The organism is Magnetococcales bacterium (assembly GCA_015232395.1).
Classification (GTDB): Bacteria; Pseudomonadota; Magnetococcia; order Magnetococcales; family JADFZT01; genus JADFZT01.
The window spans coordinates 15,798-37,547 of the sequence record JADFZT010000043.1 but is presented as its reverse complement, the minus strand read 5'-3'; the positions used below and the strand labels follow the sequence as shown (position 1 = coordinate 37,547).

The 21,750-nt window shown below is 53.8% G+C and carries 16 protein-coding genes; 7 read left to right on the top strand and 9 right to left on the bottom strand.

The window, feature by feature from the left end; all coding sequences use genetic code 11:
- Positions 1–25 precede the first annotated feature (25 nt).
- Genes HQL52_12560 through HQL52_12550 form a run of 3 tightly spaced genes read left to right on the top strand, consistent with a single transcriptional unit; the run spans position 26 to position 4,524 of the window.
- On the top strand, positions 26–784 hold the full coding sequence (locus HQL52_12560) for an ABC transporter ATP-binding protein (GenBank protein ID MBF0370277.1): 759 nt from the start codon (positions 26–28) through the stop codon (positions 782–784).
- Positions 781–3,360 (top strand): FtsX-like permease family protein, encoded by a 2,580-nt coding sequence (locus HQL52_12555; GenBank protein ID MBF0370276.1) that lies wholly within the window; start codon positions 781–783, stop codon positions 3,358–3,360. The genes HQL52_12560 and HQL52_12555 overlap by 4 nt, the downstream gene beginning before the upstream one ends.
- Before the next feature lie 3 nt (positions 3,361–3,363).
- Complete coding sequence (locus tag HQL52_12550) at positions 3,364–4,524, top strand: carotenoid 1,2-hydratase (protein ID MBF0370275.1); 1,161 nt, start codon at positions 3,364–3,366, stop codon at positions 4,522–4,524.
- Positions 4,525–4,930: 406 nt separating this feature from the next.
- On the opposite strand, the gene HQL52_12545 is transcribed toward HQL52_12550, so the two are convergent.
- The 8 genes from HQL52_12545 to HQL52_12510 all read right to left on the bottom strand — a co-directional run bounded on the left by HQL52_12545 (position 4,931) and on the right by HQL52_12510 (position 10,324).
- Positions 4,931–5,080, bottom strand: coding sequence for a hypothetical protein (locus HQL52_12545; protein MBF0370274.1), 150 nt, complete (start codon positions 5,078–5,080; stop codon positions 4,931–4,933).
- Positions 5,081–5,385: 305 nt separating this feature from the next.
- Positions 5,386–5,682 (bottom strand): STAS domain-containing protein, encoded by a 297-nt coding sequence (locus HQL52_12540; protein MBF0370273.1) that lies wholly within the window; start codon positions 5,680–5,682, stop codon positions 5,386–5,388.
- 199 nt (positions 5,683–5,881) lie between these two features.
- Positions 5,882–6,328 (bottom strand): response regulator, encoded by a 447-nt coding sequence (locus HQL52_12535; GenBank protein ID MBF0370272.1) that lies wholly within the window; start codon positions 6,326–6,328, stop codon positions 5,882–5,884.
- A 51-nt stretch (positions 6,329–6,379) separates the two neighbouring features.
- Positions 6,380–6,775: a hypothetical protein gene (locus tag HQL52_12530; GenBank protein ID MBF0370271.1), complete on the bottom strand. Its 396-nt coding sequence runs from the start codon at positions 6,773–6,775 to the stop codon at positions 6,380–6,382.
- Positions 6,776–7,043: 268 nt separating this feature from the next.
- Positions 7,044–7,307, bottom strand: coding sequence for a hypothetical protein (locus HQL52_12525; GenBank protein MBF0370270.1), 264 nt, complete (start codon positions 7,305–7,307; stop codon positions 7,044–7,046).
- Between the two features lie 62 nt (positions 7,308–7,369).
- Positions 7,370–7,723: an STAS domain-containing protein gene (locus HQL52_12520; protein ID MBF0370269.1), complete on the bottom strand. Its 354-nt coding sequence runs from the start codon at positions 7,721–7,723 to the stop codon at positions 7,370–7,372.
- Between the two features lie 584 nt (positions 7,724–8,307).
- Positions 8,308–8,994: a response regulator gene (locus tag HQL52_12515; protein ID MBF0370268.1), complete on the bottom strand. Its 687-nt coding sequence runs from the start codon at positions 8,992–8,994 to the stop codon at positions 8,308–8,310.
- A gap of 31 nt (positions 8,995–9,025) precedes the next feature.
- Positions 9,026–10,324: a diguanylate cyclase gene (locus HQL52_12510; GenBank protein ID MBF0370267.1), complete on the bottom strand. Its 1,299-nt coding sequence runs from the start codon at positions 10,322–10,324 to the stop codon at positions 9,026–9,028.
- A 180-nt stretch (positions 10,325–10,504) separates the two neighbouring features.
- Here HQL52_12510 and HQL52_12505 point away from each other — a divergent pair, with 180 nt between their 5' ends.
- Entirely contained in the window at positions 10,505–13,312 is a 2,808-nt protein-coding gene (locus HQL52_12505) for a PAS domain S-box protein (protein MBF0370266.1), read from the top strand.
- 69 nt (positions 13,313–13,381) lie between these two features.
- Here HQL52_12505 and HQL52_12500 read toward each other — a convergent pair whose 3' ends face one another.
- A complete protein-coding gene (locus HQL52_12500; GenBank protein MBF0370265.1) occupies positions 13,382–13,624 on the bottom strand; it encodes a hypothetical protein in 243 nt (80 codons plus the stop codon).
- A 235-nt stretch (positions 13,625–13,859) separates the two neighbouring features.
- Here HQL52_12500 and HQL52_12495 point away from each other — a divergent pair, with 235 nt between their 5' ends.
- From HQL52_12495 to HQL52_12485, 3 genes are all read left to right on the top strand, one after another.
- The gene (locus HQL52_12495; GenBank protein MBF0370264.1) at positions 13,860–16,493 is read left to right on the top strand and encodes a hypothetical protein; all 2,634 of its coding nucleotides are present in this window, start codon (positions 13,860–13,862) and stop codon (positions 16,491–16,493) included.
- A gap of 231 nt (positions 16,494–16,724) precedes the next feature.
- Positions 16,725–17,969 (top strand): ABC transporter substrate-binding protein, encoded by a 1,245-nt coding sequence (locus tag HQL52_12490; GenBank protein ID MBF0370263.1) that lies wholly within the window; start codon positions 16,725–16,727, stop codon positions 17,967–17,969.
- 74 nt (positions 17,970–18,043) lie between these two features.
- Positions 18,044–21,718: a GAF domain-containing protein gene (locus HQL52_12485; protein MBF0370262.1), complete on the top strand. Its 3,675-nt coding sequence runs from the start codon at positions 18,044–18,046 to the stop codon at positions 21,716–21,718.
- Positions 21,719–21,750 lie beyond the last annotated feature (32 nt).

Below are 21,750 nucleotides of genomic sequence, written 5' to 3'. Positions count from 1 at the left end.
TTCTCCACTTGTTGGGATCATCATGATGCCCCCCCACCATACCTCGCCTTTGGTCCATCTGGCCAATCTCTCCAAGGAATATCGTGAAGGAGGGCGTACCTTACGGGTGTTGGATGGGGTGGGGTGCCGTTTGGATCCAGGCACTTTTACCGCGATCATTGGCCGTTCCGGCTCTGGCAAAACCACCCTGCTGAACCTGCTATCCGGTATTGACACCCCCAGCCGTGGGGAGGTGATCATCGGGGGGAGGGATTTGACCCATCTCAACGAAGAGCAGCGTACTCTTTTTCGCCGCCATCACATCGGTATCATTTTTCAATTTTTCAACCTCATTCCCACCCTGACCGTTGCCGAAAATATTCGCTTTCCCCTGGAACTGAGTGGCGCTTCCCGGGAGCGGATCGAAAACCTGCCCGGGGAATATCTCCAACGGGTCGGTCTTGATGATCGGGCCGATACCTTCCCCGATCATCTTTCCGGAGGAGAAAAACAGCGGGTGGCCATTGTTCGGGCCTTGATCCATCGCCCCACCCTGCTGCTGGCGGATGAACCGACCGGCAATCTCGATCAGGAGACGGGGCGTCAAGTGGCCCAGCTGCTGGCGGGATTGGTTCGGGAGGAGGGGTTGACCCTGGTGATGGCGACCCACAGCCTGCAACTGGCCAGGCAAGCGGATCAAATTTTCACCCTCCATCGGGGCCAATTGATGCCAGGGGTGGTGGAGGAGGAACCCCCTCTGGAGAGTCACGAAATCACTCCCCAACCATCGATGCCTAAGAGATGATCAGCACCCTCAGGCGGGCCAGTCTTCGTCATTTTTCAGCCCATCCCTGGCTCTCTTTATTGGCCATCATCGGCATTGCCCTGGGGGTGGCGGTGGTGACGGCGGTGGATCTGGCCAATGAGGGGGCGGTGCGGGCGATGCGGGTGGCGACCGAGGCGATCTCCGGCAGAGCCACCCACCGGATTTTGGGCGCTTCTTCGGGCATTCCAGAGGCCTTTTATACCCAGGTACGCTTGAACCTCGGCATTCGCCATGCCGCCCCCATTATAGAAGGGCTTGTCACCACTCCAAACCACCCCGGAGGCGCCTTATCTCTCCTGGGAGTGGATCTGCTGGCCGAACCTCCCTTTCGTGGTTACTTGAACCATGTGGTCACGCCTGGTGACGATTCGGAGGGGGCATCCAACTCCCCGCCTCTGTTAACCCCCCTCCTCACCCAACCCGCCACCGCCCTCCTCCACATCGATACCGCCCGGCGGATGGGGCTCTCCAGTGGAGATGATTTCGCCATCCTGGCTGGAGGGGAGATTCAGAGCCTCACCCTGATCGCTCTTTTCGATCCCCCGGATCCCCTGGCTCGGGAGGGGCTGCGGGAAACCCTCATCGTCGATATCGCTACCGCCCAGGAGGTGCTCAAGCAGCCTGGTGTGGTCTCCCGTATCGATCTGATTTTGCCCGATGACGCTCTCGGCTTGGCCCAACGCCAAAAGCTGGAAGCGGCTCTCCCCGGCGGGGTGAGGTTGCATGGTGCCGGAGAGCGGGCCCAAGCCATGGAAAATCTCACCCGGGCCTTCCGGTTGAATCTCACCGCTTTAAGCTTGTTGGCGCTCCTGGTGGGGATGTTCATCATCTACAATACCGTCACCTTTTCGGTGGTGCAGCGTCGTCATCTCCTGGGCTTGCTGCGCGCCCTTGGCGTGACTCGAAGGGAGCTGTTTCTCCGGCTCATGGCGGATGGCCTGCTCATGGGTGTTCCGGGAACGCTGCTGGGGTTGGGGCTGGGGGTATTGCTGGGAGAAGGGCTGGTGGGATTGGTGGCCCGGACGGTGAACGATCTTTATTTTCATTTGCAGGTGACAGATTTTCATGCGGATCGGGTGGTACTTCTGAAAGGGGCGGTGTTGGGGGTTGGTGCCACCCTGGTTGCAGCCATTCCCCCAGCCTGGGAGGCGGTCTCCTCGCCCACAGCCGTGGTGTTGAGCCGGGCCGATCTGGAGGGGCGGGCGCATCAGGCCTTGAGCCGGGGGGGGTGGATCGGAATTGGGCTGCTGCTGATGGCTGGCATGATGGTTCTGATTCCCTCTCGGCATCTGGCATGGGGTTTCGTCGCTCTTTTTGGTCTTATGATCGGCTATGCGTTGCTGATTCCACCCTCTGCCCTCTGGTTGCTGGGGAGGGTGCAGGGGGGGATGCGCCGTTTGTTTGGTCCCCTGGGTGGGGTGGCGCCAGGTGGGGTGGGTCGCAATTTGAGCCGTACCGGGGTGGCACTCGCCGCCTTGAGTGTGGCGGTGGCAACAGCATTGGGTATGGAAATTCTCATCTCCAGCTTCAGAACCACCGTGGTGGATTGGCTGCACACCTATCTGCGTGCCGATATTTATGTCACTGCCATCCATCCAGGGCCCGCCACCCAACGCCCTCTGCTGGACCCTCTGTTGATTGACAAAATCAGCGCTACTCCTGGTCTTGCCAGTGTGGGTTTGAGTCGCAAAGTGACTCTGCCGACGCCGGGGGAGCCCACCGATCTGTGGATTTTGGATCTCCCGAAGGAGCGGTTTTCAGGGTTTGATTTTATCGATGATAGCGCTCCCCGACTCTGGCCCCGGTTTCAGAGGGGGGATGGGGTGATTCTCACTGAATCCATGGCCTTCCGCCGGGGGCTGGAGGTTGGAGACAGTCTCACCTTGCCCACCGTTCAGGGAGTGATCGATTTTGCCATCATCGGCATCCATTACGACTATGGCAGCGATACCGGGGTGGTCACCATGAGCATGACCACTTTTCGTAAGCATTGGCAGGATTTTGGGGTGAGCGGTCTGGGCTTGGGGGTGGCTCATGGGGTGGATGTGGTGGAGGTGATCGAGGCCATACGCCTGGCTGCTGGGGAGGTTCCTCTCAACATTCGCTCCACCCGCCAGATTCGAGAGGCCTCCATGGTGGTGTTTGACCGCACCTTTGCCATCACCCGGGTGTTGCGGACCTTGGCGGTACTGGTGGCTTTTTTTGGTATGTTGACCGCTCTCACCGCCATTCAGCTGGAGCGCACCCGGGAGTTTGCGGTTTTTCGAGCTTTGGGTCTGACGCCCAAGGAGTTGTGGCGGATCATCGCCTATGAAACCGGACTGATGGGGCTTGCTGCGGGGCTCTTGGCCATTCCTTTGGGGGTTATCCAGGGTGCACTGTTGATCCACGTGATCAACCATCGCTCCTTTGGTTGGAGCCTGGAGATGCATGTGGAGCCGATGATTTTTTTTCAGGCGCTGCTGATCGCCCTACCTACCGCCCTCTTGGCAGGGGTTTTTCCGGCGTGGCGGATCTCCCGGATTCCGCCCGCCGAAGCCCTCCGGGAGGCGTGATTGATGTTTCGTTTTCGACAGGGCGGTTGGCTGCTGCTGGTTTTGACCCTGGCGATGATCGGCCTGTGGTGGCTGGATACTTCTGAGGGGGAAGTTTCAGAGGAGATGTCGGTTTCCCAGGTGCTGGGTTCCGGCCAGACCGATGGTTTTGTTCAGGTGATGGCCCCACACCCCTTTTGCTTTCCCGAAGATCACGGCCCCCATCCAGACTATAAACACGAATGGTGGTATGTGACCGGCAATCTGGAATCAACCGAAACAAAACAGCGGTTTGGTTTTCAGTGGACCCTCTTTCGCATTGGGCTGGCGCCACCGGGTGAAGAGGAGCGCCTCTCCAAATGGGCAGCCAACGGCATCCATATGGGCCATTTGGCTTTGACCGATGAAGTGGGGAATCAATTCATCCATTTTCAACGTTTCGGGCGTCTGGCTTTGGGGTTGGCGGGGGCTGAATCGGGGCCTCCCCTGAAAATATGGTTGGAGGATTGGCAGCTCACTTCCCGAGGGGGGCCAGCGGATATACCCGATTTACATCTCAAAGCCCAAGAGCAAGAGATGGCCATTGATCTGACCATGGTTGCCATCAAGCCCGTGATGCTTCAGGGGGAGGCTGGGTTTAGTCAAAAAGGGGCCAAACCCGGCAACGCTTCCTACTACTATTCCCTGCCCCGCCTGGCAACGACAGGTACCATTCAGCTGGAGGGGCAGATCCATTCGGTTGCCGGGCTTTCCTGGCTTGATCGGGAGTGGTCCACCAGCGCTCTGGAACCCGAACAGAGCGGTTGGGACTGGTTTTCCCTACAGCTGAATAATGGCTGGGATTTGATGTATTACCGGATGCGCAGAAAGGATGGTGAAAACGATCCCCACAGCGCCGGGGGTTGGTTTGATCCCCAGGGCCAGCGAACCCCCATTGCAGCCAGCACCTTCCACATCACTCCCCTGGATCACTGGATAAGCCCAAAGAGTGGAGCCCGCTACCCCTCGGGTTGGCAGCTTCGGGAATTATCTTCAGGATTGGATCTGACGGTGACTCCCCTCTTGAAGGATCAGGAGCTGGATGGCGCTGCGGTGCGTTATTGGGAAGGGGCGGTTTATTTTTCGGGCAAGCATTTGGGAAAAGCGGTGGATGGTCGGGGATATGTGGAGCTGGTGGGTTATTGAGTCGGGTGGGATCATGTTTGGTTGGATTGAGTGAATCCATTTGGCTGTGGGGACATTTGGTTTCCGGTGGAGTGAAGCTGAAGCGGCGGAGAGCGTGTGGCAGCTTGGCTCAAACAGATGAGATGTGATGATTTGGCGTGAGTGGAAAGGCGTGGAAGAGAGCGTTTGGGGGAGTTGTTCCGGGACCGGTTGTAGGCCCCCAAGCCTGTAACCGGTCCCGCCCCCCTCTGCTGGCGTCCTTCGGGTTCCCAGACCCTATGTGGACGCCATTCCCCCCTCTTGCTAAAACCAGCTTGAAGCGTCCAAGCTCCAAGCCGTTTTATCCCCCGTTTGAGGGTTTTTGGGATAAAGCGGCTTGGGGCTCCCAGACCTAAAGCCCATTTTATCCCGGCTGCTTTGGAACCAGTCACAGGCCCCCAAGCCCAAAACCGGTCCCACCCTCTCTGGCTGAATCCATCCAGCCACCCTCCTTGCGGTTCGTGCAGCTATCAAGAAGGTGTCGGTACCCGGCTTCCAAGCCCAATACCGCTTCCATCCCCCCTCTGGCTGAATCCATTCAGCCACCCCCTGCGATCCGTGCAGTCATTGAGTCGGGATCGACCCGGGCCCCCAAGCCCAAAGTCGATCCCGTGCTCAAGCCAAATCCCTTTGGCAACCACCCGTCAACCAACACAATCCAATAAGCTGGGACCGGCCCCAAAATGATTCTTGAAACCGGTCCCACCCCCCTCCCTGGAATCGTTGCAAGCCCCCCCCGGCTGAAACGCTTCCAGTGATCCTTGTTTCTTTAACCTGTGGCCTGTGGCGCAAGCCTTGATAGAGCTTGCCAAACCTCCAACTATTCTTCTCTATATCCGTGGGTCAGTGGATCTGAAACAGTTTATGAAAATTGGCCACTTCCAAAATTTTTTGAATTTGTGGTTGGCAATTACGGATGATGATGTCGGCGCTCACCCCTCCGGCATGATCCCGAAGCAGGAGAAGCATCCCCAAGGCGGCTGAATCGATGCGTTCCACCCGGGTAAAGTCCACAACATAGCGCCCAGTGGGCTGATGGAACCGATAGGCTTCCCGGAAATCCTTATGCACCGAAAAATCAAATTTTCCGGAAACACCGATAACTACTTCACTGCCATTATTGATCATTTGGACGGACATTCTTTTTCTCCTGTATAGATCCAGCGCACTGCTTTTTTCTTTAGACGGGGCATTTAAAAGGCACCCCGGAGCCACTTCAGTCAAACTTTTGTAACTTTTTGTTTTTTTGGTCTTTTGCAAACCAATTCTGTGGTTTGTATTTTTTATACCGTTGGTTCTGATCCCGCTTTTGATCTACATGGTCTGTGGGGCTTTTCCCCTAGCTGCATGCTGCTGTTACGGTCGTTGGCATCTCTCTGATCATTTTGTGGCTTGGGTCATGGGGCCATCGGTTCATGTTGTTTTCAGACTGCTGGCCCACATCATCGATGGCTCCCAAAAGGTTGTGGATACCAAACGGCTTGGTGATACAAGCGTCGGACTGGTGCTTAATGGTCGAGTAGGTGTAAGAGCTGGCCGGGCAGACAGTCATGGAAATAATTTTGACCGCTCTGTTGACTCGCCGTAAGCAGGTTGTGGTTTTTTCCCGAGCTGCTCCTGGCATCAACATATCCAGAAGAATGATGTCAAAAGATTCTTGGGTGGTGATGTGGATTGCGTCCATGGTGGAACCCACACTTTGAACCAGGAACCCTTCCCGGCGCAGGATTTCGGAAAGGTTGCTACCGAAAACGCCGTCATCGTCTGCAATCAGGATTTTTTTCATCCCTTTCTCCCCCCGGTACAGATGGAAAAGGCCCCTCTCGAACTGTTTGAATCAGGCAGCACAAGATTCCATCGCTTTTTTGAGGCCTTTCTTTTTCTCACTGTGGAAGGCCTCCATAGATTTGCCACGCTGGATGTATCCTGCCGACAGTGGTTGTCGACTCAGAAGCAATCGGCAGAGGCTTTTTTCTACTTTGGCCGGCCATAGCTTGGGATCCAATTCCAAAGCATGTTCCAGATCCATCAGAGCCTCATCCAGGGATGCTCGGTTCAGGCGGGCACTGCCCCGGAAATAATAAACAAGTGACTGAATTTTGCGGATGTCCTCTGGTGATTTGTGATAGAGGTCGGCAGCCTCCGCGACAGCCTCCGGCCAACCCACAATCTCGCAGGTTTTGATGGCGGTGGTGAAATAGATCTCACTCTTGTCGTATTCCGCCAGATTCATGAAACGTTTTCCGGCTGTAATCAGACCTGTTACGTTCATGGCCATCTCCTTTAAATTTTATTTTTTCATAATATTTTCAATAACTTAATCAATTTATCCGACCATTTTTTATGTCTGGTTTGGAGTCCTTGGATCAATTTGTTTCATCGATTATTCAGTTGTCTATAGTGTGGCAGGTGGGCTCAACAAAAAATATTGAAGACTCCTTCACATCCCTCTTTTATTTTCTTGGTGTGTATCCTGGTATCAGTCTGTTTTGTTTTTGCAACTATTTGATAATCAATAGGTTTGTTTTGGTTAATCCAAGGTTCATCGTCAAAATTTGATCTTGGTGGATGTGAACAAGTTTCACATGCCCCAATGATCCTGGAAGAGAGCCCTTTCCGTTTTTTTCACCATTTATCCAAGGAGCCGGTTTTTTTCCCAAAAAGCCTGTTGAGAGATCTTTGGGAAATAACAACTCCCACCCCTTTGTGGGAGTTGTCATCCGTTTGTCCAGATTCATCCCTTCACGCTTGAACCATGCAGCCATGTCGGTAGAGTTGGATGCCCCGGAAATATGTCCGAGTTTTGGCCGTTTGATGCTTGACCTTCTTAAATTTGACCGTTTGGAGTCAGGTCAGAAGGGGGATCGGTGGGTGCATCCTCATAGGGAATAATAGGAAAGAGCTTTTGAAACCCAGCCACTTCCAGGATTTTTTTTACGGATGGGTTGCAGTTGGTGATGCTGACATGGGCGCCATCCCCTCCGGCATGCTCCCGCAGCAGAAGCAGCATGCCAAGGGCGGAGCTATCTATATAATCGACACGTGCCATGTCAATTCGATAGATATCTCCCGGCAGGTTATGGCGATAGGCCTCTCTGAATTTCTTGTGCAGTGCAAAATTGAACTTTCCAGAAACCCGGATAGTGACTTCCCGTCCCTGGACATCGGTGGCAATGGTCATTTTTTCCTCCCCATTAAGCCTAACTCTTGTCAAATGCACTTTCTCTAAACCCTCAGCAGAGGGGTGAAGCCCTGCTTTTGAGTGTTGGCTGGTATTCTGGCTCCTTCCAAGCCGTAAAATAAATTGAAAAGTGGTTCACATTGGTGATTAATGTTTTCCGCTCAAAGTAGAGCGAATTCTGTGGAAAACACGTGTAACATGTTGAAATTTTGCATAAATATATCGTTTGCATCGTTCACATTCCCACCATCTATCTGATAACTTTGTGAAGTGGTTTCACACGCTTGGGGAGAAAGAGGCCTTTGGCTGGAAGAGATTTCGGACCAATCCGAATACACCCTGCCTGAAAGGGGATCAGGGGGAGGGTTGGAAGGGGGTCATCTTGTGGAGTGAGCAGTGTTTAGGTGTGGATTTTGGTGTTGGAATAAGGGAAAAACTTGTAGCGTGGTAAAGGTGCTTTGGATGGAAGGGCGTTTTGCTTCAAACCTAAAAGCAGCTCAAGGCGAGCCAGGAAGAGTCCATTGAGTTATTGATGAAAATCAGAGGTGTGCGTGAGAGGGATCAGTCGTGGGGTTTTAGAAGAATCAACCAGTAAAAACCGAGATGTGCTGGGCTAAAATACGCAAAAATTCATGCATCAGCTGGCCACTCTGGGTGAGTTCGTAGCTTTTGTCTTCCCGCTGGGCGATGATTTCGGACTCTTTCAATTTTTTAAGATGAAAGAGCACCTTGGTGTGGTCCGGGGCGGCGAGTTTGTTGGCGATTTCCATCAGTCGGTTGGCCTCGCCACTGCCGATCAACTGGATGGTACGGCGGCGAATGGGATTGGCCAGGGAGCTTAAGGTAAAGTCGAGATTTAAATGTTTGATGTCCAGCTCAAAACGGGCCTCTTCCAGAGCCCGGCGGATGATGGCCAATAGTTCATCGGTGCGAAAGGGTTTTTGAATGTAGTCGTCCGCCCCTTTTTTCATCGCTTCCACCGCCGTATCCACCGTGGCAAAAGCGGTGACCAGGATGATTTTGATGGTCTTGTTGGTCTCCCGGATTTTGCCGATGGCCGCAATCCCCGCCATGCCCGGCATCACCATATCCAGGAGCAATACATCGTGTTTTTCCTTGGCTAAGGTGGCTACCGCCTCCTCCCCCGTCCCCGCCTGGCTGATGGTAAACCCCTCCCGGCGTAGAAATTCAGCCAGGTTGACGCGGAAATCCCGGTCGTCATCGGCGATCAAAATTTTCTTTTTGGGGATGCTTACGGGCTTTTGTTCCACGTCGACCACCTTCGGTTATTCGGGAGTTGGATTAACCGCCTTCGACTCGATTGCGGCCACTGTTTTTGGCTTGGTAAAGAAAGCGGTCCGCCCGTTCAATGAGACTTTTTGGCGTATCCCCCTCCCGAAATTGGGTGACACCGAAACTGATCGTCAACCGTCCCACTTTAGGGAAGTTATTGTTTTCGATGTTTTTTCTGATTTTATCCGACACCAGTATGGCATCCTGGACCCCCACTTCCGGGAGTACCATGATAAACTCTTCCCCGCCCCAACGGGCCAGCAGGTCGCTGGCGCGTAATTTTTTGGAGATGAAGCTCACCAGGGCCACCAATACATCGTCCCCTGCCTGGTGACCATAGGTGTCGTTGATCTGTTTAAAATGATCCACGTCAAAGAGCACCACCGACAAGGTGCCTCCGTGGCGGATGGAGCGTTTGATTTCCGCTTCCAGATTGCCCTGGAGTTTGGCCCGGTTGCAAGCCCCGGTCAGAGAATCGGTAAAGGCCCTTTTTTCCAGCTGCTTGATCTGATTTTCGATTCTGGCAATATCGGAGAGGGAAAAGATGTGCCGTGATTCGTCGGGCAGCGTGTTCACGCTTACCGCAAAAGGGCGCACCATACACTCCGACTCTCCCGGGGCTTTCATATAGATAATGGGGGTTTCCCCCTGGCTTTTCAGGAGATATCCGACCCACTCGCCCTCTTTGAGGCGGGAAAGGGATCCCCCCTCCTGGTCTACCAAAAAATCCTGGATGTGCACATCACTGCGCAAAAAATCGCTGAGAGATGAAAAACCCAAAAATTCCAGAAAGGCCTTGTTGATGTACTCCAGTTTACCCCCTGCCACCACCATCAAAAAACTGGGATGGATATCGAGGACAAAATTGGTATAGCGGTTGGCCTGGATCACCTTTCGCTTTTCACGCAGCAGTCGGGCCGACTTTAAAATGGCCTGTACCAGATCCCGGGGGATGGTGGGCTTGCGGACGTAGCTTTCGATGCCAATTTCGATGGCGCGGAGAAAAAATTCTTCGTCGTTGAAGGCGGTGGTGACGATGATGGGCACATCCGGATCTTTCTCCCGGATCATCTTGGCCATCTCCAAACCATCCATTTCCGGCATCAAAATATCGGTCACCACCACTTCCGGGTGTATTTCCTCAAAAACCTCAAGCCCTGCCCGACCGTTGGGTGCGGTGTGGAGAGTGCCCACTTCCCGGGTTAAATATTCGGAAAGCTGCCGGTGAATTTCGGCATCATCTTCGACATAGAGGACGCTGATGGACTTCAAAAAAAGTCTGTCAGATTCGGATATGGTGGTTTTCATCGCATCAATACCCGGCTTTGGACAGGCTCACTGAGGGGAACGTCGTTAAAATCTTTGCCAAACAACCGCCCGATAAGGCTATGCTTGGAGAGCGGTTGCGTGTGTAAGCGTTCCTTTCTTTGTTCAGGAATGCAAGGTTCATTGCTTTGGTTTGAAAAAAAAGGCTTTTCAGAGGTAGGGATGAAACGCTTTTTTCACCATTTTTTCAGCTCATTTGATGTTTTTTTTGCCGCTTGGGCTGTGGCTGCCCTGGGCCTCCTGCTGGCAGGTGGCGGCTACTGGTGGGCGGATAATGAGTCGGGGAAGCGCATCGAACGGGATTTGGAATGGGGTGCCCGGGAAATCTATCATCAGGTGGTGCATGAGATCAAAATGGGTGTCGATCTTATGGAAAATATCCAGGGTCTCTATGGGGCATCCGACCGGGTTGAGGGGCTGGAGTTTAAAACGTTTACGACTCCTTTTCTCAGACGTCACCGTTATATCCGGGCCTTTTTATGGGCTCCTGCCATCAAAAAGAGTGGCAACAATAGGCCCACCCTCCAAAACACCCATTTTCCCATCCACTATCTGGAACGCCCAGAAAATAGCAATAACGCCCAGAGCACCGATTTGGCGGCTGATCTGAACATCGATTTGGGTGCCGATCTGGCCGCTGACCCATTTATATCTGAAGCTTTGACCCAAAGTCTTGCCACTGGTCGGTCCAGGATTTTTTTGAGCCATCTTTCCGACCATCCCCAAGCTTCTGAGAGGGGTGTTTATCTCTACCTGCTGGTTCCTGTTCACACCAAAAAGTCTCTTTCAGAGGGATCCCTTGGGGGGAACAAGGGGGTTGTTCTGGGGATTTTTCATTTTGAATCACTGCTTCAGAGTGCCGTGACCCATCTGGAAGAGCGGGGCATCCTGTTTCGAATCGGTGATGTGCCGGTTTTTTCACAAGACGCTTCCTGGTATACCTCGAAGGGAGCGGATTCCGGTCTACACCAAAAGAGCCGAGGCCTGGAATCACCCCCACCAAGCCCTCATTTTTCCCGTATTTTTCAGGTGGGTGGCCGACCCTGGTCCTTTGAGGCCATCCCGGATATTGATTTCGATCCTCCCGGGCATGAGCTTTATGGGCCTTGGTTTATTCTCATTTTTGGCCTGCTTTTTACCGCCCTTTTGAGCCTCTTTTTGATCCGCATGCAACAAAATTTAATGGAACGCCGGGAAAACGAAGAGGCGTTACGGCTTCACCGGGATCATCTGGACCGAACCGTTCAGGAGCGTACCTTGGCCCTGGAAAAGGCCAATCGGCAAAATCGTTCCATTCTGGCCGCTGCCGGGGAAGGGATCTGTGGGGTCGATCAGGAGGGGCACATCACTTTTATCAATCCCGCTGGGGCTGAGATGACCGGTTGGGAGGCCGGTGAGATGATCGGGCGCCATGAGCATACGCTGCTCAACCCCACCCATGCCGACAACGAACCCCACACCTTTGAGGGAAGCCCCATTCATACCACCCTTCGGGATGGGGTTTCCCACCAAGTGAACGATGAATTTTTCCAGCGTCGGGACGGCTCCACTTTTCCAGTGGAATACACCTCCACACCGGTTCTTGAAGATAATCGGATTTCAGGAGCGGTTCTCATGTTTCGGGATACCTCCCGGCGCATACAGCTGGAAGAGAAGGAGCGGCGTGGCCATCAGGCCCGGGAGACCATCAATGCCCTTTTGCAAACCGCCCTGGAGTCCCGTCGTTTCAAGGAGCAAATGGTCCAGGCCCTGGATCTGATTCTCTCAGGCTCTGCAGTGGTGACCCAGGGCAAAGGGGCGATTTTTCTTTTGGACGAGATCAACAACGAACTGGAGCTGGTGGCCCAACGGGGGTTGGACGCCCCGCTTTTGACAAAATGCAACCGGATCGCCATGGGCTACTGCCATTGTGGCAAAGCCGCCCAAACGCGTCAGGTGATTTTTTCCAGCCACCTGGATGAGCGCCACCAAATACGTTTTCAGGGGATGGCCCCTCACGGCCACTATTGCGTGCCTCTGGTCTATCATGGTCGGCTTTTGGGTGTACTCAATCTTTATCTTGCCCCAGGGTGCCAACAGGAACCGGAAGAGGAGGAATCCCTACTTATCATCGCCAACACCCTGGCTGGACTCATCGAACAGAGCCGCACCCTGGATCTTCTCCAGGCAAGACAGAAGGAGATCGAGTCCCTCAATGCCAACCTGGAATTACGCATTCGGGAAGCGGTGGAAAAAAATCGGCAGATGGATGTGATGTTGGTGCAACAGTCACGGCTGGCGGCCATGGGGGAGATGATCGGCAACATTGCCCATCAATGGCGGCAGCCCATCAACTCCCTGAACTTGATCCTGGCCAACATCCAAAGCGCTTATGAATATGGGGAGTTGACCGAAGAGGTGCTCGACGAAAAGGTTGAAACCGGGCAGAAGATCATCCTTAAAATGTCTTCGACCATCGATGATTTTCGCCGTTTTTTCAAGCCCGATAAACGTCGGAACAGTTTCGAGCCGGAAAGTGTGGTGACCGATGCCCTCTCCCTGGTGGGTGCCAGCCTCAAATCCCATCACATCGCGACCCATTTTATACCGGCCCCTCACCCCATCCAGGTGTTCGGCTTTCCCAATGAATATTCCCAGGTGATCTTGCTGGTACTCACCAATGCCAAGGATGCCATCGTCCAAAACAGTGCCACCAACGGTGAAATTACCATTCGACTGCTTCAGGAAGAGGGAAATGCTGTGGTGTTGATTCGGGATAACGGCGGGGGGGTGCCGGGTGAGATCATGGCTAAAATTTTCGACCCCTATTTTACCACCAAAGATAGCCAACACGGCACTGGCATTGGACTCTACATGGCCAAGGTGATCATTGAGGAGCACATGAGCGGCCGCATCACGGCGTGTAATGTGGAAGAGGGGGCGGAGTTTAGGATTGCCATTCCCGTGGGTGTACCCGACCCCCAAGAGTGATGACCGGGTTGGGTCTGGGGTCTGGTGCTGGGATCGCTTGATTTCAGTAGTCAGGTTTGGGGCCGCCCCTTAGAGGGGGATTTCATCCACCGAGTCGGCAGCGGTATCCAGCATCGTATCCACCACGCCACCCACCACCGGCACAGCTGAAGTAGCGGCGCCAACCACCCGCATGGGCACAGTCACTGCCTTGGTCAGCAAACAGCCACTGGTGGAGAGTCCCACCATTAAAACCAATAGGAGTTGGCTTCCCCGCAATCCCCCTGGACCAAATTTTGACGCTATCGATTTGAATCGCCCGGCAATTGCCATGATTTTTTCTCCATTGGTGCTTTTTGAAACTTTTCAGGTTGGATAAGAGATTTCCAGGAGCAATAACCATTCCAGCCAGGACTTGAGCGCCATCTTCCTCTGACTCCCTGACAGCTCTTTTTCCCAAGGGGCTGGTGTGGTATGTATTGAATACCTGGAAACAGTTCATTTATTCAGGTTTGCCCATTTTCTGTATCCCCACAGAAGGTGATTTCCAGTCATGGGGTTGAGGTTAATGATGGCTCTTTTGCAAACTGTCCGCTGGCGGATGTCAGGTGGCGTCGATTGGCTTTTGCCACTGGCTGTGGTGATCTGCTTTTTCATTCCGGAGCTGGCTTTTGGTCAATCCAGCTTTGCGGATAAGCCCAGCACTGAATCCTCACCTGTTCAATCAGACACCCCCCTGCATCATCAACTCACCGTGGTAGTGGACCCTTTGGCCCAATCTTTGGAAGTGTGGGATACCATCCACCTACCCCAACATTTTGTGCAATCCGGTAGCGGTTTTGTTCTCCACAAAGATCTTGAACTGATCGCAAGTCACGGCTTTGCCCATCTTTCCGAGGAACCGATTCCAGGAACCCCTTTCGTACGTTTTTTACCTGTTTATCCTAAGAATCCTCAAACCGGGATGGATGGCGATGCGAACCCAGGGGAGGCGCTTGCACCATTGTCGAAATCAAGCCCCTCCCCTTCAGCCGAGGATGATTCCACCTCTTCTCCCTCTCCACTGGCTACCCAGACCCAGCTCTCTTTCCATTATCAGGGTCATCTCAACTTTCAGGAGCGGCTCACCGCTCCAGCCCACCAAGGTGGGCGTCTCCAGTTTCAGGGGGCCATGGGGCCTGCCGGACTTTTTTTGGGAGGGGCCTCCGGCTGGGTTCCGGTTTTTGATGGGGAAGAGTGGGTCACCTTTGATCTGACCATATCCCTGCCAGCTGGATGGACGGCTGTTTCCCAGGGCAAAAGAGAGATGATCCTGAAAGATGGCGGTCGCACCCTGGTTCGTTTTGTCATGCAGCATCCCACTGACGAAATCCTGGTTTTGGCTGCCCCCTGGACCGAATATGCCCGCACTGTGGAGGCGCGGGAGGTGCAGGTTTTTCTCCTGACTCCGGACAAAGCCTTGGCCGAGGTCTATCTCTCCGCTTCCCACCACTATCTCGATTTTTACGAATCTCTCCTGGGGCCTTATCCCTATGATCGATTTGCGGTGGTGGAAAATTTTCAGGAAACCGGCCTGGGCATGCCTTCCTTTACCTTGTTGGGCTCCCGGGTTTTGCGACTGCCTTTTATTCCCCATACCTCCCTGCCCCACGAAATTTTACACAACTGGTGGGGAAACGGTGTTTTCGTAGATTATGAACAGGGCAACTGGGGAGAAGGGCTCACCACCTATCTGGCCGATTATCTGCTTCAGGAACTCACCGACCAGGGGGCTGCCTATCGGGGCGCCACCCTTTCCCGTTATACGGATATGGTCGGAAGAGAGGTGGAATTTCCCTTGAGTCGGTTTTTTTCCCGGATTGATCATACCAGCCAGTCGGTGGGGTATGGCAAATCCCTGATGGTCTTCCATATGTTGCGCCGCAAGGTGGGGGATATTGCCTTTTTGGCGGGTTTACGCGCTTTCTATCGGGACCATCTCTTCCATAAAGCTTCCTGGGAGGATTTGCGCAGGGCCATGGAAGATCAGGATGGGCGCTCCCTGAAATCCTTTTTCACCCAGTGGGTCCAGGGAACCGGGGTGCCTGAATTACGGCTTTCCAAGGTTTCCAGCAAGCCGGATGAGGAAAAAGAGCGTTTGAGTTTTACGCTGGAACAGATACAGCCCGGCCCCCCCATGACCCTCTCCATTCCCCTGGGAATCACCCTGATGTCCCAAGCTGAAGAGCCTGTCGTGAGTCTGGAAAGTTCTGAGATTACCGGCAGCTCGGAAGATTCAGAAGCAGCGGGTGGAGCGGTCGATTCAAAGGTGGTCGAGACGCCAGAAATTTCGGGGGTGGCTGGGGATTCGGCGGGCTCAGAGGAGGCTGTAGCTGGGGATTCGGTGGGCTCTGAGGCGGCTGTAGCTGAGGATTCAGTGGGCTCTGAGGCGGCTGTAGCTGGGGATTTGGCAAGCTCAGAGGTGGTTGAGGCGGATGATTCACCAGGTTTGGCGGAGGAGCTGGTCATAGAACGGTTAATCACCCTCACCCGGAAGCGGCAACGTTTTGAACTGGAACTGGATGCACCGCCAAAACGGTTGGATGTGGACCCAGGCTTTGATCTGTTTCGTCGTCTTGATCCTAGAGAGATGCCTCCTTCCCTCTCTCGGGCCTTTGGCGGAAAAAATGGTTTGTTGGTGTTGCCGGATAAAGTGGCTCCGGACAAGCTGCGTGCCTATCAGAAGATGGCCCATGCCTGGGAGTTGGACCTTCGTACTGATGTGGACTTGATGGAGCTGCCGGAGGATCGTTCCATCTGGTTGCTGGGCTGGCATAATCGTTTTCGGGATCGACTTTTTTCCCAGCTTAAGCAGCGGGGTGTGGTCTTGGAGGAGAGTGGTCTCCAGCTGAATTCAAAACGCCATACCCGAGTGGATCACAGCTTTGTTTTGACGGCTCCCTATGGCGATTTGGGAGATTTGACCCTGGTCTGGCTGGCCGCTGACTCTCCCGCCGCCATTTCCCGCCTCACCCGCAAGCTGCCCCACTACGGCAAATATGGTTTTTTGGTGTTTCAAGGGGCGGATGCAGTCAACCTGGACAAAGGGGGGTGGGGGGGTGTGGAGTTTCCGTTGAGCGCTGTTTTCGATCAAGACGGTCAAGCCCGTCCCGCCACTCTCTCCCCGACGCCTCCCCGGATTTCCCCTCTAGCCAAACCCTAAATTTGGAATCGTTGTTGTCGGATCCAAGGAGGTGGTTTGAGGAGTCCTTGGCTGAAGCACTCTCCGCAGAGCCCTGTTTCCATGAGGGGATTCATAATTAACTTCGGATCAAGTTGATCATGATGTAACATGAAACAAATGGGAAACAGATCGCCTCTTTCATGAATGGGTCCAGATTCCCAAACCAGGATCATGAAGCTGTATTCAGCCAGAGGGCGAGAGCTTGCGATCATGGAAGATGGTTCTGTTTTTCAAAAAGATGGAAATGCCAACACCCTCCCCCACCTATCCCGGCGCAATCTCCTGGATTGGCTGGCTGCCGGGGGGCTTGCGGCTTTATTGGGCACAAAGCCCTCTCCCCTCATGGCAGCCCCCACCGATAAAGCTGTCGATGAAACTCTCCGTATCGGCTATCTGCCCATCACCGATGCCACCCCCCTCCTGGTAGCCCATGCTCTAGGCTATTTTGAGGATGAGGGACTCAAGGTCGCCAAACCCCAACCAGTCAAAAGTTGGCCCACGCTGGTGCGGGGATTTGCCGAAGGTCATTTCAATCTGGTTCACTTGCTGAAGCCTATTCCGGTCTGGATGCGCTACAACAATCATTTTCCCGTTAAAATCGTTGCCTGGGCTCATTTGAACGGTTCAGCCATTGTGGTGGGAGAGGGTTCGGGTATTCGGGATTTTAGGGATCTGGGGGGGCAAAGAATGGCCATTCCCGCCTGGTATTCCATGCACAATATCGTTCTCCAACAGGGTTTGCGAAAAGCGGGTATTCGTCCGGTGGTGGATCGGGGTGGGATGGTGCAGCCTGACACCTGTGCCCTGACAGTGATTCCCCCACCGATGATGGTTAAATCCCTGGCCACCAGACGCATTGCCGGCTATACCGTGGCCGAACCCTTCAATGCCATCGGCGAGTTGACTGCCAAGGGTCGGGTGATGCGTTTTACCGGGGATATCTGGCGCAACCATCCCTGCTGTGTGATCTGCATGCATGAGCGGGACACCACCCACAGGCCCCAATGGAGTCAAAAGGTGATTCAGGCCCTGGTGCGGGCAGAGCTGTATGCCGCCCACAATAAACGGGAGGTGGCCCACCTGCTCTCCAAGGAGGGAAAAGGCTATCTGTCATCCGGCAGCAAAATGATCGAGCGGGCGATGACCTTTTATGATCCGGATGCCTATACCTCCCCCAGGGCCATACGCCATCAACGGGAATGGCAGAATGGTCGTATCGATTTTTCCCCCTATCCCTACCCTTCAGCCACCCGGAAAATTGTCGAAATGATGAAAGAGACGGTAGTGGATGGCCATAAGACATTTTTGGAGCCGATAGAGCCGGAATTTGTGGCAAAGGATCTGGTCGTTTACGATTATGTGACCAAGGCGCTTGACAAGTATCCCCAATGGAAGAGACTCCCTGGGGTCAATGCTGATCAGCCATTTGACCGGGAGGAGTTGCTCATCATCTGACCCTCCGGGTAAGGAACTCTACCCGAGGTGGAAAATGCCGTTGTTTCACTCAACAGGGAAAGGAGTATTCACGGTTGCCTGATTCCACCCCCCAAAACCAAACCAAGAGGTCCATGCGCCGAGGGATTGGCCGGACACTCTTTTTTTGGTTTCTCGCCATCGCCTTGATTCCCTTGGGGGTCATCAGCTGGACCAGCTATGAAAAGGCCCGTCTCAGCCTGCGCCAAGAGGCGGTCAAGCTGCTTTCCACCACTTTATCCCTGAAAAAAAGCCACTTCCAAGGCTTCTTTAACCAACGGCTGCGCCATCTGGAGGCCCAATCCCTCTCTCGGACCAATCTGCATTTTTTGCAGGCGTTGCAGCGAGCTCACGATCAGGTAGGACCGGATGGCAAGGCTTTTGTTGAGAGTTTTCAGTGGGCTGTTTTGGTTGAAGAACATGGGGTGGATCTTGAAGAATTTCAGCACACCTATGGCTTGGCCAACCTCTATCTGATTGATCAGGATGGGCACATCCTCTATACAGCTCAAGAGACCCCACTCCTCGGTCAAAATGTCCTTCAGGGGAGTCTGAAGAAGAGCTTGCTGGGGAAGATCGTGGAGAGGGCCATGGGGACCGATCAGGCGGTTTTTTCCGATCTGGGCCATTTTCCCCCTGCCACGGATAACATCGCGGCTTTTTTGGCGCGGGCCATCCTCGATGAGGAGGGAAATAACGCTGGCGTTTTGGTGATTCCTTTGGCCCCGAAAAAAATGTTCCGGATTTTTGAGGATCGTATAGGGCTTGGCATGAGTGGTGAGACCTATCTGGTGGGGCGGGATCAACTCATGCGCTCCAACTCCCGTTTTGATACCCGCACCACGGTATTGAAGCAAAAGGTGGATACCCCCATTATCCAGACTTGGTTGCATCACGAGGCCGAGCATCACGCTGATTTTTCCCACCACTCCACGGAAATGACCTACACTTCGGTCACCGAATCGGGCAGGACCAACGATTTGATCGAAAAAGTTGGGAAGTCGGGCTGGTGGTTAAAAAAGATCTATCCCGATTATCGTGGGGTGGATGTCCTGGGTTTTCAAGTCAACCTGGATTTTTTGGAGCCCTTTGGCATCCACTGGGTATTGATTGCCGAGTTGGATGCGGATGAATTTTATGCGCCTTCCATAGCGCTCGGTCGCGAAATTCTCGTGACTCTTTTCGTCACCATCCTCCTGGTATTTCTCATCGCCCGATTTGTTTCCGGCCACATTGTCAATCCACTGCTGATTCTCACCCATCGGGCCAACCGTATCGCCAAGGGGGAGATGAAATGGCCTGCATTCTTGAGCCCCAACAACGAACTGGGCTCTTTGGCCAAGGCTCTGGAGGAGATGACCCACTCCCTTTCTGAGAGTGCCAGGCGCGATGCGCAAGATAACTGGATGAAGGTGAGCGCGGGGCTCCTTGGGGAATGTCTCCGGGGTGAGCAGTCATTGGAAAAATTGGCCCAAAACATCATCGGTTTTCTCACCCCACGTCTCAATGCCATCACTGGGGCCATCTATCTTTTGGAGAAGAGCGGTCGATTACGGTTTGCCGGGGGATTCGCCTATAAGGCGGAACATATCCAGCAGACGATTGCTCTGGGAGAGGGGCTTTTGGGGCATGTGGCCAAGCGGGGCGAACATCAGATTATCCACCAGATTCCCCCGGACTATCTGCCGGTCCACTCAGGCTTGGGAGAGATGGAACCCAGTCATTTGCTTCTCTATCCTTTTTTGTTGAATGGCCAGGTAGAGGCGGTGATAGAGCTGGGCTCTTTTCAAGAATTTCAGGCGATTCATCTGGAACTGCTGGACCATGAAGCCGAAGCCATCACCATGGCCATCAAGGCGGCCCAATCCAGAACCGAGATGCAGCAGATGTTGGCCCAGAGTCGGGAACAGGCTGATATCCTGAAACAAAACAGTGAGGAGGCACGGCTTTCCAACGAAAAACTTCAGGAACAGACCCAGGCTTTGCAAAATTCTGAGACGCTCCTGCAACAGCAACAGGAGGAATTGAGAGTCTCCAACGAAGAGCTGGAGGAGCAGACCCAGCTACTCACGGAACAGAAGCAGGAGGCCCAGCGAAAAAACAGTGAACTGGAGCGTGCCCAGCGGGAGCTGGTGGTCAAGGCCCGGGACTTGGAGGTGGCGGGACATTTTCGGTCGGAATTTCTCACCTCCATGTCTGAAGAGTTGCGCGCTCCCTTGAATGGTATCCTGGTGTTGACCCGGGGATTTTCCGCTAACAAGGGGGGCAACCTTTCTCCCACTGATCTGGACAACGCCCATGCCGTGCACGCCCATGGTTTGGAATTGTTGGAGATGATCAACGGTATTTTGGATCTGGCCAAAATCGAAGCGGGTCAGGTGGATGTTCACGGAGAACTTCTGGAAATATTGGAGATTTCCAACCGTCTGGAACAAAAATTCAGCCGTATCGCCAAAAAAATAGGTGCTGATTTCAGCCTTTACCATTCCGATGATCTGCCTGACACTCTTCGGACCGATTATGGCAAGCTGGAACAGATCGTCAAACATCTTCTGGCCCGGGCCTTCAAAGTGGTTGGAGAGGGGACTGTTACTCTGAGTTTCCAACCCCTGCCCATGGGCTGGGTGATTGAGAGCGGTGGCGTTTCCAATAATCAGGGGATCGTTTTGGTCATTTCGGACACCCTCTCCGACACCTCTCAGCAGAGGACCGAGGGTCTGCTTGAAACTTTGCGAGAGTCCAGCTCCACTGTTGATAAACCCTTTGGTAAAACCGGTCTGGGGCTGGCCATCTCCAATCAGCTGGCCCAGCTCTTGGGCGGAGAGTTGCGTATCGAAAGCCGGGAAGGCCAGGGATGCGCCTTCACCCTCTTTTTGCCCAACCTGCCGTGGGGAATGGGAGACTCTCCTCCACCTAAATCTCCTGAGCCTCCAGCATCACCTGACAAAAGCTTTAAACTGCCCCCTCCAGTCCAGCTACCGGGTGCTTTGGACAACACCCAACCCAAATCAACCAAGCCGGTCTCTGTAGAGGATACCGCTTCAGCAGACAAGATAGCGTCAGCGATGACCTCCGACTCAGCGACGTTGGTGAATACTTCGGCTCCAGCGGAGTCAGTGGCAGCCTCAAGTTCAGAAGAATCCTCTGGATCGGTAGTATCGATACCAGCTAAGGAGCTGGTGGCCCCAGCAGCCTCCTCAGCGGATCTAGCCGCATCAGAGGAGTCAACAGCCTCAACAGAGCCAACAGCATCCGTGGAATCAGCTGGAGCGGTTCAGCCTGGAATTTCTCAACCTGCATCTCCCGATCTGATCGAAGCCGTTGCTGATTCAACACCCCATCGCCCCGACCCGGTTATCCTGGTGGTGGATTCCGATGTGCGAACCATCTACGAAACAGTGCGGCTGTTGGAAGTGGCTGGATACACTGCCTATATGGCTGCCAATGGCGAGAAGGCTCTGGAACAGCTTGGCAAATATCCATCTGTCAATTTGGTGTTGGTGGGGCTTTCACCAGAGAGTGATAGGGCTCTTCAGGTCATAGGGAAAATCAAAGATCACCCAGGTGCAGGCGATGCCCCCTTGAGGGTGGTCGCCCTGGTTCCAGTTGGGGAAAAAGCGGACCAAAAAGCGGCTTGCCTGGCAGCAGGCGTGATAGGGGTTGTGGAAAAACCACTGGATATACCGCTTTTTTCAAAAACAATCAGCGATTGGTTCAAGGTGTCGAGCTAAATTGTTACCAGCAAACATCCAAGGGACCGATC